At 40.6% G+C, this 16,743-nt stretch carries 11 protein-coding genes; 5 read left to right on the top strand and 6 right to left on the bottom strand.

The annotated features are described in order from the left end of the window. The first annotated feature begins 21 nt into the window (after positions 1-21). The 5 genes from uxaC to RYH73_RS13395 all read left to right on the top strand — a co-directional run bounded on the left by uxaC (position 22) and on the right by RYH73_RS13395 (position 7,726). Entirely contained in the window at positions 22-1,434 is a 1,413-nt protein-coding gene (gene uxaC / locus RYH73_RS13415; RefSeq protein WP_335313945.1) for a glucuronate isomerase, read from the top strand. A gap of 226 nt (positions 1,435-1,660) precedes the next feature. Continuing rightward, on the top strand, positions 1,661-3,103 hold the full coding sequence (locus tag RYH73_RS13410) for an MFS transporter (RefSeq protein ID WP_335313944.1): 1,443 nt from the start codon (positions 1,661-1,663) through the stop codon (positions 3,101-3,103). Positions 3,104-3,332: 229 nt separating this feature from the next. Continuing rightward, on the top strand, positions 3,333-4,502 hold the full coding sequence (locus RYH73_RS13405) for an MFS transporter (protein WP_335313943.1): 1,170 nt from the start codon (positions 3,333-3,335) through the stop codon (positions 4,500-4,502). Positions 4,503-5,256: 754 nt separating this feature from the next. After that, positions 5,257-6,672 carry an alkaline phosphatase gene (locus tag RYH73_RS13400; RefSeq protein WP_335313942.1) on the top strand — a complete coding sequence of 472 codons (1,416 nt, stop codon included), beginning with the start codon at positions 5,257-5,259 and terminating at the stop codon, positions 6,670-6,672. A 70-nt stretch (positions 6,673-6,742) separates the two neighbouring features. After that, the gene (locus RYH73_RS13395; protein ID WP_335313941.1) at positions 6,743-7,726 is read left to right on the top strand and encodes a 2-hydroxyacid dehydrogenase; all 984 of its coding nucleotides are present in this window, start codon (positions 6,743-6,745) and stop codon (positions 7,724-7,726) included. A 375-nt stretch (positions 7,727-8,101) separates the two neighbouring features. Here RYH73_RS13395 and RYH73_RS13390 read toward each other — a convergent pair whose 3' ends face one another. The 6 genes from RYH73_RS13390 to RYH73_RS13365 form a co-directional block, all read right to left on the bottom strand. Further along, positions 8,102-9,184: a metallophosphoesterase gene (locus tag RYH73_RS13390; RefSeq protein WP_335313940.1), complete on the bottom strand. Its 1,083-nt coding sequence runs from the start codon at positions 9,182-9,184 to the stop codon at positions 8,102-8,104. Further along, on the bottom strand, positions 9,181-9,861 hold the full coding sequence (locus tag RYH73_RS13385; protein ID WP_335313939.1) for a GDSL-type esterase/lipase family protein: 681 nt from the start codon (positions 9,859-9,861) through the stop codon (positions 9,181-9,183). Before RYH73_RS13385 ends, RYH73_RS13390 begins: the two co-directional genes overlap by 4 nt. A 10-nt stretch (positions 9,862-9,871) precedes the next feature. Next, positions 9,872-10,825, bottom strand: coding sequence for an HAD family hydrolase (locus RYH73_RS13380; RefSeq protein WP_335313938.1), 954 nt, complete (start codon positions 10,823-10,825; stop codon positions 9,872-9,874). Between the two features lie 5 nt (positions 10,826-10,830). Next, the gene (locus RYH73_RS13375; RefSeq protein WP_335313937.1) at positions 10,831-11,610 is read right to left on the bottom strand and encodes a glycerophosphodiester phosphodiesterase family protein; all 780 of its coding nucleotides are present in this window, start codon (positions 11,608-11,610) and stop codon (positions 10,831-10,833) included. A gap of 116 nt (positions 11,611-11,726) precedes the next feature. Next, positions 11,727-13,301, bottom strand: coding sequence for a RagB/SusD family nutrient uptake outer membrane protein (locus tag RYH73_RS13370; RefSeq protein WP_335313936.1), 1,575 nt, complete (start codon positions 13,299-13,301; stop codon positions 11,727-11,729). Between the two features lie 24 nt (positions 13,302-13,325). Next, positions 13,326-16,454, bottom strand: coding sequence for a SusC/RagA family TonB-linked outer membrane protein (locus RYH73_RS13365; RefSeq protein WP_335313935.1), 3,129 nt, complete (start codon positions 16,452-16,454; stop codon positions 13,326-13,328). Positions 16,455-16,743: the final 289 nt, after the last annotated feature.

Here is a 16,743-nt window from a genome sequence, read left to right as displayed (position 1 = left end):
TACTGCCTAAAGCTCACGAGTATGAAAAAATTCTTAGATAAAAATTTCTTGTTAGAAAGCAGCACAGCACAAACATTGTATCATGAACATGCGGCGAAAATGCCTATTATAGACTACCATTGTCATTTGTCTCCGCAACAAATTGCGGAGGATGCTCATTTTGAGAATATTACACAAGTGTGGTTGTATGGTGATCATTATAAATGGCGGGCGATGCGCACCAACGGTGTAGATGAACGTTATTGCACGGGTGATGCCAGTGATCGGGAGAAATTTTTGAAATGGGCTGAAACGGTACCTTATACGCTGAGAAATCCGCTTTATCATTGGACACATCTTGAATTGCAACGCTATTTTGGTATAGATAAAATATTGGATGCGGGCACGGCCGAGGAAATTTATGATGAGGCGAACGATTTACTAAAGAAACCTGAATATAGCGTTAGGAATCTATTAAGGAAAATGAATGTAAAGATTGTCTGTACTACGGACGATCCGACTGATAGTTTAGTGTACCATCGGCAGTTAAAAAAGGAGGGTTTCGAAATCCGTGTTTTACCGGCTTTCCGACCGGATAATGCGATGAATCTTTCAACCTTGTCGAAATTCAGGCAATATGTGGAGAAGCTTAGTCAGGTGTCAGGCATTGCGATCCAGAATTTTGACGATTATGTACAGGCTTTGAAAGCGAGACATGATTATTTCGCTGAGAATGGCTGTTGTGTTTCGGACCACGGTTTGGAGAAAATTTATAATGAGTCTTACCGGTTGGAGGATATTAGAGACATCTTTTCAAATGCATTACAGGGGCAGGTTATTTCGGATGAACAACATGATCAGTTTCGATCGGCGATGTTGACCTATTTTGCTGAGTGGGATCATGAAAAGGGATGGGTACAGCAGTATCATCTGGGTGCTTTGCGAAATAATAATTCACGAATGATGCAGAAATTAGGACCTGATACGGGTTGGGATTCTATTGGCGACTTCTCGCAGGGACGGGCCCTGGCTGGTTTTCTGGATAAATTGGACAGCCAGGATAAATTGGCTAAAACCATTTTGTATAACCTTAATCCAGGTGATAACGAATTAATGGCTACTATGATTGGTAACTTCAATGATGGCTCCTCCGCCGGGAAGATCCAATTTGGTTCGGGTTGGTGGTTTCTTGATCAGAAGGATGGGATGATTAGGCAGATGAATGCGCTTGCTAATATGGGCTTGATCAGTAAATTTGTCGGAATGCTAACCGATTCGCGTAGTTTTCTATCCTACCCTCGTCACGAATACTTTAGAAGAATTCTTTGCAATTTGTTCGGGGAGGAGGTAGAGAAAGGCGAACTACCTGATAACTTATCATGGATAGGCCAGGTTATCGAAGATATTTGTTATCATAATGCCGCTAACTACTTCAATTGGCCTGGGGAGGCATGACACAGCGTATAAGATATAGGGTGTAAGAAGGTATAGGGATACAAGGTGTAAGGTGTATTAAGTTTTGATGCGTTACACCGCTTCCTTATACCTTTTTTAATTCATAAATTCTCAGGAATATTGGTCAAAAATTAATATCATTGTAATTGAAATTAAACTAACAGGGGAAATGTTTGAATGCGCAAACGTTTTCTTTTGACCTAATTAACATTTATTGCCATAAATCATGAATTCTAAAGAGACGATCGGTAAGTACAGATGGACAATTTGTACCTTGCTGTTTTTTGCTACGACAATCAATTATTTGGATAGACAGGTGCTTTCCTTAACTTGGAGTGATTTTATTGCACCCGAATTTAAATGGACGAATAATGATTATGGCAATATAACGGCCTTGTTCTCTATTTTTTATGCTATCTCTCTTTTATTCGCCGGTAGGTTTGTAGACTGGCTGGATACGAAGAAAGGTTTTTTATGGGCAATTGGGGTCTGGTCTATCGGTGCTTGTCTGCATGCATTTTGTGGTATTGCAACGTCGGGGCTTTTGACCGGTAAGTGGTTCGTCGGATTTGAGGGGGCAAAAGAGGCCCTTGCTATGGTAGATGATACGGCAAAGATCATTTCAATTAGTGTAACACTCTTCATTTTTGCTCGTTTAGTTTTAGCCATTGGAGAAGCTGGTAATTTTCCGGCGGCCATAAAGGCTACTGCTGAGTATTTTCCGAAAAAAGACAGAGCCTTTGCTACGAGTATTTTCAATGCAGGTGCCACAGTGGGGGCATTGGCTGCTCCTGTTACCATTCCTTTTATTGCGGAAGCTTACGGTTGGGAAATGTCTTTTATCATCATTGGCGCTTTAGGTTTTTTATGGATGGGATTTTGGGTATTCATGTATCATAAACCGGAAGTACATCCACGCGTTGGGAAGGCCGAACTCGATTATATCCAACAAGATGTAATAAACGATCGGAAGCTCGCTGATTATGTGGAGGAAACTACGGATAAGACTTCTTTCGTTAAATGTTTGAAGTATAATCAAACATGGGCTTTTGCCTTCGGGAAGTTTATGACAGACGGTGTATGGTGGTTTTTTCTCTTTTGGACGCCCGCTTATTTAAGCTCGGTATATGGAATGGATTCAACCCAGAGTGCCTTCCCGCTTTTCATTTTATATCTTATTACGTTGCTTTCTATCATTGGTGGTTGGTTGCCAACTTATTTCGTTGATAAAAAAGGAATGAATCCTTATGAAGGACGTATGCGGGCGATGTTGATTTTTGCCTTTTTTCCTTTATTAGCACTGTTTGCCCAGCCTTTGGGGCATATCAGCTATTGGCTCCCCGTGATTATCATTGGTATAGCCGGTGCGGCCCACCAAGCCTGGTCGGCCAATATTTTTACGACGGTGGGGGATATGTTTCCAAAGAAAGCGATTGCAACTATTACAGGAATTGGTGGTATGGCCGGAGGGGTGGGATCCTTCTTTATTAATAAATGCTCAGGAATGCTCTTCGATTACAGTAAAGATACGGAGATGTCCTTTATGGGCTTTCACGGTATTGAAGCTGGATACTTTATTATCTTTTCCGTTTGTGCTGTTTGTTATATCATAGGCTGGGTAGTGATGAAATCGCTTGTACCGCGTTATGCTCCTATAACGGATTTGTAGTCGATTGGTTGTTAGGTTGTTGAATAGTTGAGTTGTCGAGTTTTAAATCTATCACCACTCAACTATTTAACGAATATAAAACTCCACTAACTCCAAAGAAAAATTATGTAATCTACCATCTTTTTATGAACTTTGTACAAGAATCGGATGATGAAAGAAGCTGAGCTTTACCTATTCTTGCCACATTTGGCTTGTTTTGGAAGCGATTCTTTAAGTTTATAAAATAAACGTGGAAACTCACACACTCCCTGCCACTACGTATAATCGTAGTCGCATTCGTTTGGCCGTATCGCTTTTTTACTTCTGTCAAGGTTTGGCTTTTGCCTCTTGGGCAAGTCGCATTCCGGATATCAAAACGACGCTGAACCTTTCGGACGGGCAGTTGGGAAGTCTACTATTTGCACTTCCGCTCGGACAGCTGGCAACCATGGCACTTTCTGGAACGCTAGTTACGAAATTTGGCAGCAAAAAGGTGTTGACCTTAGCTGCTGCGCTCTATGTAATCGCCTTGACAAACTTAGGTTTAGCCTCCAAAGGTTGGCACTTGGGTGTTTCGTTATTCGTATTTGGGATTATAGGAAATATGTGTAATATAGCAGTTAACACGCAAGGAGTGGCTGCCGAAAACCTCTATGATAAACCGATTATGTCTTCTTTTCATGGTGCTTGGAGCATAGCGGGTTTTACCGGTGCTTTGCTCGGATTAGTCATGATCAATCTGCATATCGCTCCTTATTTGCATTTTTGGATTATTACCGGCCTGGTATGGATCAGTATTCTGATAAACAATAAATACCTGGTGGGAGGTGTTGGTCCCGCGAATACAAGTAAAAAGAGACTATTCTCTAAACCGGAAGGGGCCTTGTTGCAATTAGGGGTAATCGGTTTCTGTAGCATGGCAACCGAAGGTGCCATGTTCGATTGGAGTGGAGTCTATTTTAAAGATATCGTAAAAGCACCACAGGCGTTGGTACCTCTTGGTTATGCTTCTTTTATGGTGATGATGGCCTCCGGTCGCTTTATTGGGGATCGGTTAATTGCTCGATTAGGTAGAAAAAGAGTCTTACAAGTGAGCGGCGTATTTATCTCATCGGGCATGTTCTTAGCGGTATTGTTTCCTTATATTGTTACGGCAGTCGTTGCTTTTATGCTTGTAGGTCTGGGCGTTGCAACCGTTGTCCCTACTGTTTATAGTGTTGCCGGGAGAAATGCCAAAGTATCGCCGGGCATTGCCTTAGCCATGGTTTCAAGTGTGAGCTATCTTGGCTTTCTCATGGGACCTCCACTCATTGGTTATATCGCCGAATTGGCCAGTTTACGGTACTCATATGCAGTCATCGGTATGTTTGGATTGGTGATTACTTTGTTGGTTGCTAAAATAAGGGCCATTAATCAGTAGTCGCTCCTTTTTTAATTCGGTTTCTTTTTAATCTCACGGACTTAAGCCTAAACGGGGGGAGCCTGTTAAAGGAAGGTTTAATTTGTCGCTTAATGGCAGCGACCCCGCCAAATACTTTTTTTCCCGTAAAAAAAGTATTCAAAAAAACTCGTCGCTTCAAAATTTACAGGAATGGTAGTGCCTCCCAGTACTACTTGTAAATTTTGGAGGCGACATTTTCGAAGGCCAACGGATGATGCTTTTAACCGAATGTACTATCTTTAGTCTTTGAATATAGCCTTGTGTGTGGGAAAAACGGCCTTGGAGGATATCGATGCAACGAGCAGCAAAGCATTTGCACACATGTTCGTCCTGCAATACTCAAGCGGATTGAGGAAGTGAAACGGCTCCAATACGCGCCATGAATGTTTTGCCATCAGTTGCGAGGTAGTCTACAAAGCCTTGGGTTTTGCTCAACTTTTTGCCAAGAAAAAGTTGATAAAAAAAGCCTTCGTTTAATCTAAACAATCTATTGAACATAAAAGTGGTTGCCGTAAGGAGAACCACTTCTTGGTAATAGTTTTTTGCAATACCTCTGCATTTTACGTTTTCTATTTTTGTTGCTTGATGATACGCGCAGCGGCCTTGTTAATTTAATATAAATTTAAAATGAAACTAAGTTGCTATTAATATAATTCGTTTAGATTTGCTGTTTAACAAAGAACATCCCTTGTAAGGACATGTTTGGGAATTATTGATATAAAAACAAAAATAAATGAAACGTAGAGATTTCTTTAGAAATACCGCATTTACCGCTTTAGGTGCCTCCGTATTATCTCCTTTCCAATCGATTGCCGGTCATCGGTCAACAAAAAATCTATCCTCGAGAGCGAGTAAGGCCAAGAATATTATCTTTATGGTGAGCGATGGCATGAGCACAGGAACGTTAAATATGGCCAACTTACTGTTGCAACGAAAAGAAGGTAAGCAAAGTAATTGGTTAGCGCTTTATGAGAGAAATGAAGGGGTAAGGGCCTTAATGGATACGGCCTCGGCAAGTTCTTTGGTGACAGATTCAGCTGCTGCCAGCTCTTCTTGGGGAGGAGGGGTGCGTGTTCCGAACGGTTCTTTAAATGTAAACGCCGATGGTTCTTTTAATAAACCGATCCTTCAAAAATTTAAAGCGGCCGGTAAATCGGTCGGTTGTGTTACCTCCGTCCCCATTACACATGCAACACCTGCGGGTTTCTGTGTGAACAGTGATAAACGGTCGGATCAACCGGGAATTGCTTTGCAGTATCTTAATTTACGCTTTGATGTTATGATGGGGGGAGGGTTCGAATTTTTTAGTGCCGATAAAAGAGAAGATAAGCAGGACCTATTTGCTAAATATAGGCAAGCTGGATTTACGGTTTTGCAAAATCGTGATGAAATGAGAGCACTTTCAGGAAATGAAAGTAATCCGATATTGGGCGTTTTTTATGCCGATGGTTTACCTTATGCGCTGGACCGTGCAAACGATCGGGTTTTGGCATCGAAGACACCCAGCTTGGCAGAAATGACAAAAACAGCCATCAACAAGTTAAAAAACAATAAAAATGGCTTCGTATTACAAGTAGAAGGAGGAAAGGTAGATTGGGCAGCGCATGCAAATGATGCAGGAGGGCTCATCTATGATCAACTTGCTTTCGACGAGGCAATCGGGGAGGCTATGGCCTTTGCTTTAGCCGACAAAGAAACGTTGGTCATCTTAACCACCGATCATGGAAATGCAAATCCTGGCCTGTTTTATGGAAACCAGACAAATAAAAATTTCGACCGCATTCAGTTATTCAAACATACGAATGATTGGATCCTAAATGGGATCGACAAGAGTTATACCCCTGCTCGTTTTATCGAACGTATCGAATTTGCTCAAGGTTATGCTATTACCATGGAAGAAGCGAAAGAGCTGTTAAGTCATTATGAAAGCTTGGATGGAGATGGACTCTATAATCCGCGCAAATTACCATTTAGGCAGCTTGCTGAAATTCAACAGAAACATTTATCTATTGGCTGGGGTTCGATGGACCATTCAGCTGACTATGTTGAATTGGCAATGTATGGTCCTGGAAGTGAACAACTGAAACCTTTTGTAAAAAATATAGCCTTGCATAACTTCATGTTGCAGGCTACAGAAATAGCTGTTTAGCGAGAAATAGTATTCGCAGCTTTGCTATAAAGAGAATATATTTTATCTTGTATTGCTTATATATGATCAGATGAAAATAGCTTTTTATAGTGCTCAACCATATGATAAGTCTTCTTTCGATGCAATGAATCAGGAGAAGACTTATCATTTTCTTTTCTTCGAAATCGATCTGAATGAACAAACGGTAAAGCTTGCGGAGGGCTGTGATGCTATTTGTATTTTTGTGAACGATCATGCCAATGCAAAGGTGCTTGAAATGCTTGCCGCGTTAAATATAAACATTATCGTTTTGCGTTGCGCGGGTTTTAATCAAGTTGATTTAGAAGCAGCTCAACAGCTGGGTATGCACGTGTATCGCGTTCCGGCATATTCCCCTGAGGCTGTCGCGGAACATGCGGTAGCCATGATACTCACCTTAAATCGGAAGACACATAAAGCTTATAACCGAGTGCGCGAAGGTAACTTTTCTTTAAATCGATTAACGGGTTTCAATCTACACGGTAAAAAAGTAGGGGTGGTGGGTTTGGGTAAGATTGGCTTGGCCTTTTGTAAAATCATGCATGGTTTTGGAAGCGAGATCTTGGGCTATGATCCCGTTGAATCCCCGCATCCTGATTATATTGTAAAAACTAGTTTTGAAGAACTCCTTGCTGTAAGCGATATTATTTCCTTGCATTGTCCCTTGCTTCCCGGCACCAAACACATCATTAGGGAGGAAAGTTTGTCTATGATGAAAGGAGGGGTGATGTTAATCAATACCAGTAGAGGAGCCTTGATTCATACACCGGATATCATCAAGGCATTGAAAACGGGAAAAGTAGGGCACTTAGGGATCGATGTCTATGAACAGGAAGAAAAACTGTTCTTCAGAGACTTTTCTGAGCATATTATTGATGACGATGATATCCTCCGCTTAATGAGTTTTCCTAATGTGTTGATTACGTCACATCAGGGTTTCTTTACAACGGAGGCACTTGCTGAAATAGCGTCCATTACCCTTCGAAATCTTCAAGATGCAAAAAATGGTGTTAAAACGAGCAATTTGTTAACCTGATAATGAATTGACATAGATGTTTATAACAAGATGATCTTCCGGTAACGAATCATGTTTTTTTATGTTAACGAAGGTTTTTAGTAAGAATTAATATATAGTCCATTTTGTTAAAATTTGTTAAAATTTTAATAACGGATGTAACCATTTGACTTTTCCTTAGTCTTATAAGTGGTTTTTGTTTATATTGGGTTTGTCAAGCCCTGTGGTTCCCAAACTGCAGGGCTTGTTTTTTTAACTATTGTCATCAAAATGTTAAACAGCAAGAAAGGATTTGTCAAAGTGTATTTTGTACACTACCTTTGTGTCATTCATAATTTAGGTTTATAATTGGTTAGTTAGGAAGCCTTCAATCTCCCCGATTGAAGGCTTTTCTTTTCAATCATCAAGTTCAAACGAAAATTCGTCATAATCTTTTGTTCGCCAAGCGAGGTGTTGTGTAGAAGGTGAGATGGCAAACAAAGGTGAAAATGTTTTTACCTTCACCGTTTTTCCATCGGGTAGAAATTCCAATATACGTAACCAGCCATCTCCACCATTTCCATGCCATCCACCACCCAGCGCCTGCGCATTAAAAGTCATTTGCTGTACTTTTTTTCCACCGGCATTTGTGTCCGTACGAAAGCCTATATGTGCTCTTTCATCGTCCGGTGCACCGATATGTCCAGAAAAAACAAGTACAATGTTCTTTGATGGTTTCACGAGTTTTTCCCAGATGGCCTTTCCATAATTGGGATTTTCTACTTGGTAACCTTCGGTTTCAATATGTTCATTCTTCGCATTTAGGTAAGAATGTGTGAGTAATACAACCCGATGTTGGGCATAAACCGGTTTATTGACTACTTCTTTCGCCCAAGCAATCGTGCCATCATGAGGCGCAAATTCGAGTACTAAAAAAAGGTATTTGGTGCCTTTCGGATCGCTGAATTCATACGCGGCATTTGTTAAACTGGGTTTGCCATGAATGTCTGTGCCAATTTCTTTTAGCAAGGCTTTTGATAAAGGGTTTTTATCCAGCGGGAAATATTGATTGTAATTTGTTTCCCGATTCTCCGCACTTTTAAGACCATAATCGTGATTACCAGTTGCGGCAATATAAGGAACTTTGCCATCTAGATAACTAAAACCTTCTGCTACTGACTGCCATTGCTCTATGCTGACTTGATTGCCATTTTGGCCTGCGGGAATCCATAAATTATTCTGTTCTACTAAATCACCTGTACATAACACCATTTTGATGTGTAGGGGATCTATTTGCTCGCTTATCCAACGGGTCATTAAATTGAAGATAGGCTGATTGCGACTAAATTTCACGTATGTCTGCGGGTCGGGTAATAAGACCAGAGACCATGAATTGCTATCCGTTAATGTAGGGGCCTTATAAGTTGTGTTTTGCCCGTAACTTGTCGTGCTGACGAAAAATATAAGGCCAAGTATCCAAATTTTTAAATGTCGATTCATAGATACCCTCCATCTTTTAAGATTTTTGCCCAAAGTTGATAACCTTCTATGCGTAAATGTAGACCATCGTGGGTCAAAGCTGTTTTTAAGCGATTGTCTCCATCAAGAAAGTGGGGATACAAGTCAATGAGTTGAATGCCCTTTTCTTTCGTGAGCTTTCGGATACCCTCATTTACTGAAAGAATATGTTCGTCTTTGCCGTAATGATTTTTGAATTTATCAAACGTGCTGTTTACCGGTAGCAAAGTTTGGAAGTAGATTTTGGTTTTAGGTGAACCCTTTTGTATGCGTTCTACTATTGTTTTGTAATTATGGAGAATGATTTCATCTGGTATATTCCTCGAAATATCATTAATACCAATTAATATAAAGATTTTTTTAGGTTTGCCGGTAATGACATCATCTAAGCGCTCAAGAACCCCAAAGGTAATATCTCCCGAGATTCCTCTGTTTCGGGCCTGTGGAAGTTGAAGTAATTCATTCCAATCGGTTCCGGCTGTAATGCTATTGCCAAGGAAAACAATATCGGTACTTGATTTTGGGAAGGATTTGAATTGATCAACCAGTAGGGGATAAACTGCTGGTCGATAAGTACTATCCCAACTTTGCTGAGCTTGCGACTCGATAAAGCTTATGAATAGCAAAAAAACAATTAAAAGTGATTTCAGTTTGTTCATAATAATAAATTTAATGATTGGCTTTCGGATGACTTTTATTTGCTGATATACCCCATTCTTTCGTGACATACGGCGTATTCGTTTCTTCTACATCCCGGCAATAAACACTTAAACCCTCGTGTTCATCCCAGTATTGTTTGACTGTATAGCCATCCATCGCACCGGCGTGGACACCCTTTTCTATTTTCTCATCGTCGGGGTTTACGATGAGTTTAATGCCAACAGATTCATTCATCATTTCAAGATCGCCACGGCTGTTACCGCCTACAAAAAGGGGGCGAGCTTTGATAAAGGTTTGGATGGCATCCGCTTTTCCGTCATCTTGAGGAACGGGATAAACTAATTGATCCGTTACCTTGCCCTGGTGTATTACGGATTTTACACCCAGGATACGCGCCTCGGGGATGCCGAGATTCTCTTTGACAAATTGCTGATATAGTAGTTCAGGTGATGCGGAGAGTACCCAGATTTCGAAACCATATTGTTCGAGATTCGCCAATAATTCGCGCATTTCGGGGTAAAACTTGGCTTGGTACTTATCTTGGAAGCTGTTTTTTCCAATAGTGCCCACCGTTTCTGGATCTAATCCTGCTAAAAAGGCGACGCGATTTTTGACATAGCTGACCCCCACATTGTCTCCATGTAACATCGCGTCAATAATGGCCATTTTTGATTTGGAAAGACTGTCACTTTTTTCCGCATAGTTCTTTTTGGCAAAGGCATAAATAGCTTCATCAGCTAAGTAATAAGGGACTTGACCGAGCAATGTTCCATCGCAATCAAATACAGCAACTTTCCGTTCTTTAATGATTAATGTCGAATTGAGAAAATGCTCCAACTTTTGATTAACCTGATCAGACCATCCATGAATTGGGCGATAGGTCTGCGCAAAAGAAAAAGTGAAAAAGAAAGAAAAGCTCCAGATAAAGAGAACTTTTCTTATTTTATTTATCAATAACGCCATAGGAATTACTTTTTGCCTAGAATGTCAAAAAGTAGTTCAGGTTCGTTGGTGGTGATGTACTCTACCTTTTGATCCAATAAATTTTTCATTTCAACCGCGTCATTTACGGTCCAAACATTAACCGTTAAACCAAGCTTATGGGCATCTTGAATCCAGGATGGATTCTTTTTGAAAACATCGTAATGATAGTCGATGCCTTTAAACCCATCTGCTTTTGCCTCTGCAGGACTTAAATCGCCGTTGAGATAAGCCACTTCTGCTTTAGGTGCTAATTTCGCCAAATGTTTTCCTGCATCTCGGTCGAATGTGATGTAATCTACCCATTTCTCTGCCCCCAATTTCTTAACCAGAGCAACAGACATTTCAGCTGCTTTCAATACACGCTCTTTACCTAATTTGGAAGGTTTCAATTCGTAAATTAGCTTGGTTTTTTTTTGTTTCATGCCTTCTTTCAGGTAGGCTTCCACGGTTGGAATGGATTCACCATTTGGATGCTTTTTGGCGAGTAATTCTTGATAAGTTGCTGTTTCTATATCGATGCCATAAAAATCTTTGTTATGATTTACGACCAAAATATTATCTTTTGTTAGGTAGACATCGAATTCAGAACCATGACAACCGAGCTCCGATGCGTGATTAAGGGATGCAAGGGAATTCTCGGGTAGGTTTGCCTGTTTCCAAGCCCCACGGTGGGCGATAACTATATTTTTATTGAACTGAGCATAGGTGCTTTGCATAAAGGTAAATAAACAAATTGCAGTCATTAAAAAAAATTGTTTTTTCATTGTTTTGTATAGTTAAAATTTTTTACGAACAATTGAGCAAATTACAAATTATCCTCGATAATGGGACGCTTTGCTCCTGCAGTCCGACATTATATAAATGATATATTTATGTTAATTCAATAGTTTGGATTCTGTTCAAGGCTTGAATTTAAATCCAGCTCCTTTTGTGCTATAGGCCACCAGTAATCTCTTGCAGGATTGAATTTTCTTGTTTCGATAATCATATTCTGCCATGTTTTAATAGGAGCGTTCATCACGATTTCGGCAGTCTTCCATCGCCGTATGTCGTTATAGTACAGGGCTTCCCCTGCGAATTCGATTCGTCTTTCTTTTCTGATGATTTCCCGCATTTCTGACTGGCTTTTATCCGAAGGAATTTCAGGCATATCGACACGTCTGCGAATTTTGTTTAAACTTTCCAGAATGGCTGGGTTACTGGGATCTATTTCGTTGAGTGCTTCTGCGTACATCATTAATATATCTGCATAGCGGAGAACAATGAAGTTTGTTTCGGACTGTCCTGATTTTAAATCTGATTTATCTATTGGCGGTTTTTCGGCATCGTAAATGGAATACTTTTTCATGGCGTAACCTGTTTGCTTATAATAGTCGGCACTCGCAACTTCTCCCTTAAAAAGTGAACCTGGATAGACGACCGTCGCCGACAGCCGAGGATCGCGATTCTCATAGGGCTTTGTAGGATCGTAACCTGAGTTCGGATCGCTAATGGCCAGGCCATTTGTCATTTCATACGCATCCACTAAATCTTGAAGTGGTGCGTTTGAATTATACTGTGTATTGATGAGATCGAAAGAATGTCCCTCATCGGGAAATAGAAATTGCACATCGAAAATGACTTCTTTATTATTTTCATTTTCAGGCAGAAATAGGTTTCTATAGTTTTCGAACAAATCGTAACCTGCAGCGGGAGCAAGCTCTAATACGGCTTTTGCCGCATCTGCGGCAGCCTGCCATTTTTCAGAACTATTGCTGGAGTTTAGGAGAGGACTTGCCTCGTAGAGGAGTACACGGGCCTTTAATGCCATGGCAGCACCTTTCGTAGCCCTTCCTATATCACCTCCTGCTTGCTTTATAGGGAGCTTTTCACTGGCGATGTCTAAATCAGTTAAGACTTGCGCAATCACCTCTTCTCGGGAATTTCGTGCCATACTTACTTGCGTGTCGGGATTGGGTGCTTCCAAAATGAGCGGGACCCCACCGTAATAAGTAGCAAGTTCAAAATAATAGAGTGCTCTTAAGAAGTGAACCTGCCCCTCCATGAGGCTCTGCTTTTCAGCGTCAAGTCCTACATCGCCGACGCGGGCGAAGAACGTGTTAGCGCGTCCTATTCCCTGATAGCATTGTGCCCATCGATTGGCGATGATACCTTCCGTACTGGCTGATTGTTGACTACGACCGATGGCATCATAGCCCAAAGTTCCGCCGCTGTAGCAGTAGGCGTTAGGTGTGGCACCTTCTTCCCATAAAGGAGTAGCATCTCCTCCAAATAATCCATTACCGGTTAATACGGCGTATATACCTGTTAATGCTGCATTAGCAGTTGCTTCGGTTTGCCAAAAATTGCTTTCCGTATATTTGAAATCCGGCTCTCTATCTAGTAGATCTGGATTGCACGCCGCTAAGACGAAGGTTGCGTAAATAAGTGCTATGTTATATTTTGTGCTTTTCATTTTTCGCTGCATTAAATTGAAAGGTTAGAATGTTACATTTATACCCCCGCTAAAGGTTTTAAGCATGGGATAATGATAGAGTGAGCTATAGTTGATGATCGTTTCAGGATCGAAGTCTTTGTATTTCGAAAAAGTTAAGAAATTTTCAGCATTTACAAATACACTCACTTTAGCAATATTGATTTTTGATGTCCACTTCTGTGGAATTAGATAGGCCAGCTGTACGCTCTTTAAACGTAAATAAGCTCCGCTTTTTAACCAGAAGTCGGATTGCAGGAAATTATCTTTATTGCCCGTACTTTCTGTCACAATGGGTAATTTTGCCTGCATGTTTTCAGGTGTCCAAGCCTCGGTTAACCATGCTGTTGTAGCCCCCGCTCCATTATTGAAAGGATAAGCTAAATTGGCTGTCGGATAGATTCTAAGACCCGCTATACCTTGAAAAAATGCGCGGAACGATAAACCTTTATAATCCACATTAAAACCAAATCCATACGTATATTTAGGAATTGCGGATGATTCGTTTAGCGCAACACGATCCTCGCCGTTTATAATGTTGTCTCCATTGATATCTTTATATTTGATATAACCAGGTCTTGTTGCATTACTTTGAAAAGCATGATTGTCGATTTCCTCTTGATTTTGGAAAAAGCCGTCAGCTTGCAACAGGTAATGCGAGCTTATAGGGAGACCTTCTTTTGTTATGGTTGATAAATTTGTATCAAAATCATACAGAATTTGGCCATCTAAATCGATTACTTTGTTTTTATTATAGGCCACATTTCCCTGTATTCCATAGCTCACAGCGCCTACTTGATCGCGATATTGTGCCGTTAGTTCATATCCTGTATTATCTACGGTACCAACATTTCTTTTAGGGCCGGTAAGGCCTACTTGTGATGGGAAATTAACCGTTCGTAAAATGCCGGTCGTATGCTTTTTGTAAACATCTGCGGTTAAATTTAACTTGCTTTGCAAGAGCTCGACATCAAGCCCCCCATTATATGTTGTTGTTGTTTCCCAGGTCGTTCTCGGGTCTGCATAGGCTAATGCAGCTGCACCTGGAGCAAGTAGTCCGCTTGTGCCACCGAAACTATAATCTTGCTTTAACTCGATATTGTTTTCATAGCTATATAACTCGACAGCTTGATTTCCTAGACGACCAACAGAGGCGCGCAATTTTAACAAACTGATAAGATCTGAATCGAAAAAATCTTCTTGATCGATACGCCATCCCGCTAAAACCGAAGGAAAGAAACCCCATCGGTTCTCTTTTGAAAACCTGGAAGAACCATCATAGCGAAAAGTAGCTTCCAATAGGTATTTGTTTTTGTAATCATAGTTGGCTCTTCCGAAATAGGATATTAAAACGTCTTCAGTCGTTTTCCCTGAAATCGCATTTCGAATACTTCCTACACTCAACGCAGTTAATGTTTCATCCAAATAACCGGTCATTTCGGCTGCAAACTGCCCGTTACTAAAATAATCGTAGGCAGACCCTACCATAATGGCCAAATTGTGCTTCTGGTTAAATTGTTGTTTCCAGTCTAACGTGTTATAAAAATGTAGGTTCAAGTCGTTATCATCCGTTTTGCCCGATCTTGGTGCCGTAGCAGGGCTGTTCCAATTGGTTGGCTTCAATGTTTTTGGATTGAAGCTTTGTACTTGAGGTGTAAATTCGGAAAGAAGACCATCATATTTATCCGCTCCAAATTTGATATTATAAGTAATGTTCCAAGGCAATTTATACTCAGCAAAAACGGAAGCCAAAAAGCGTTGAACGATTTTTTTGGAATAGCCTGTTTCTGCAATCATTCGTGGATTTTCCCAGTTATTTCTACCCGGCGTAGATAACCAGGAGTTGCCATACCTGCCATCTGCAAGTCGATCCGTTAGAATGGGCAATGTCCGACTTAAATATTGAAAGAAGTTATTTCCATAAAAAGGTTGTTCATAATTTCTGTAATAACCATCAATAGACGCACCTACTTTTAAACGCGGAGATATATTAATGGATGCATTGAAACCCAGGGAATACCGTTTTTCATTGTCGGACGGACCGATCATGATCCCATCACGATCTAAATAGCCCAATGATAGGCGATATTGATAAGTATCAGAACTACCTCCAAAGCTTAAATTATGCTTTTGTATATTCCCGTCCTTTAAAGCGATGTCAAACCAATTATTAGCCGGGTAAGTATAGGGGTCCGAGGCCATGCCTGCTTGGTATTCTTCGATTTGACTAGCAGAGTAAACGGGTGCCTGTCCTTGATTAGCAAGTGCCTGATTTTTTAATCGCATATATTGAATCGGATCCCAGATAACGTCCGGCATTCGTGTGGGATTTTGTACACCGTTATAATAGTTATAATTGACTTGCGATATGCCGCTTCCCTTTTTGGTTGTAATTAAAATAACACCATTTGCCGCCCTTGAACCATATATTGCGGCCGAAGCATCTTTTAGTACCGTTACAGTTTGAATATCATCTGGATTTAGCTCGTCCATTGAATATTCGATGCCGTTGACGAGTACGAGTGGATTATTATTGCTTAAGGTTCCCATTCCCCTTATTTTAATTTCTGATCGATCAACGCCTGGTTGACTTTGACCAAGTCGAACAAACATGCCAGGCATGCCCGCTAACGCATTACTAATATTTGTTGTTGGCGACCCTTCCTTTTCTTTCATATCTAAAGTGCTCACAGCACCTGTTAGATTTTCCTTTTTTTGTGTGCCATATCCAACAACTACAACGTCCTCCAATAAGGTGCTGGCGGACTCTAGGTTAATGGAAAGATTCGTTAAATTACTTGTCGCGTTTAAGGTATAAGGCCGATAACCCACGTATTTGAAAATTACTTCACTGTTGACCTTGACCTTAAAAGTAAAACTGCCATTTGCATCGGAAATGGCAATTGCTTTGTTATCGGCTACGATGGATACACCAGGTAACGATTCTTTTGTATCTTCAGCTCTTACAATGCCTTGAATGGTTAATGTTTGTTGACCATATGAAGTAGCGATGTATAAGAGTGATGTTAATAGAAAGATCAGTCCGCGCCCTAGCACTGAAATTTTCCGATCTCGATTAATTTGAGTTTTAAATAAGCCTCTTTTTTTTAATGGTTTGGTTTTAATTTTTTTCATTTGCTTAATTTTTGTTGAGGATGAATTGTCGCCTATCGCAAGTAATGACTACGATTACTAGATTCCCTGGGCAGGGTTGGAATCATGGTTTCATAATGTTTCATTTGGATCGATCAGTTGATTGAATGAAAGAAATGGTGTTGAAATGAAAGTAAAATATTGAGATTTATGCGTTTATTGGAAAATCATTTTGTTTTTAGCACCTCAAGACATCCATGGCGATCTACCCATTAACTTCAAATCCTATAGGGTGAGTTTGGAATCCCTAGGAGGCACCTCCCAGGGGGCT

Origin of the sequence: Olivibacter sp. CPCC 100613, assembly GCF_036959255.1 — a bacterium.
In the GTDB taxonomy this organism is placed as follows: Bacteria; Bacteroidota; Bacteroidia; order Sphingobacteriales; family Sphingobacteriaceae; genus Olivibacter.
This window is presented reverse-complemented; position numbering and strand designations above follow the sequence as displayed.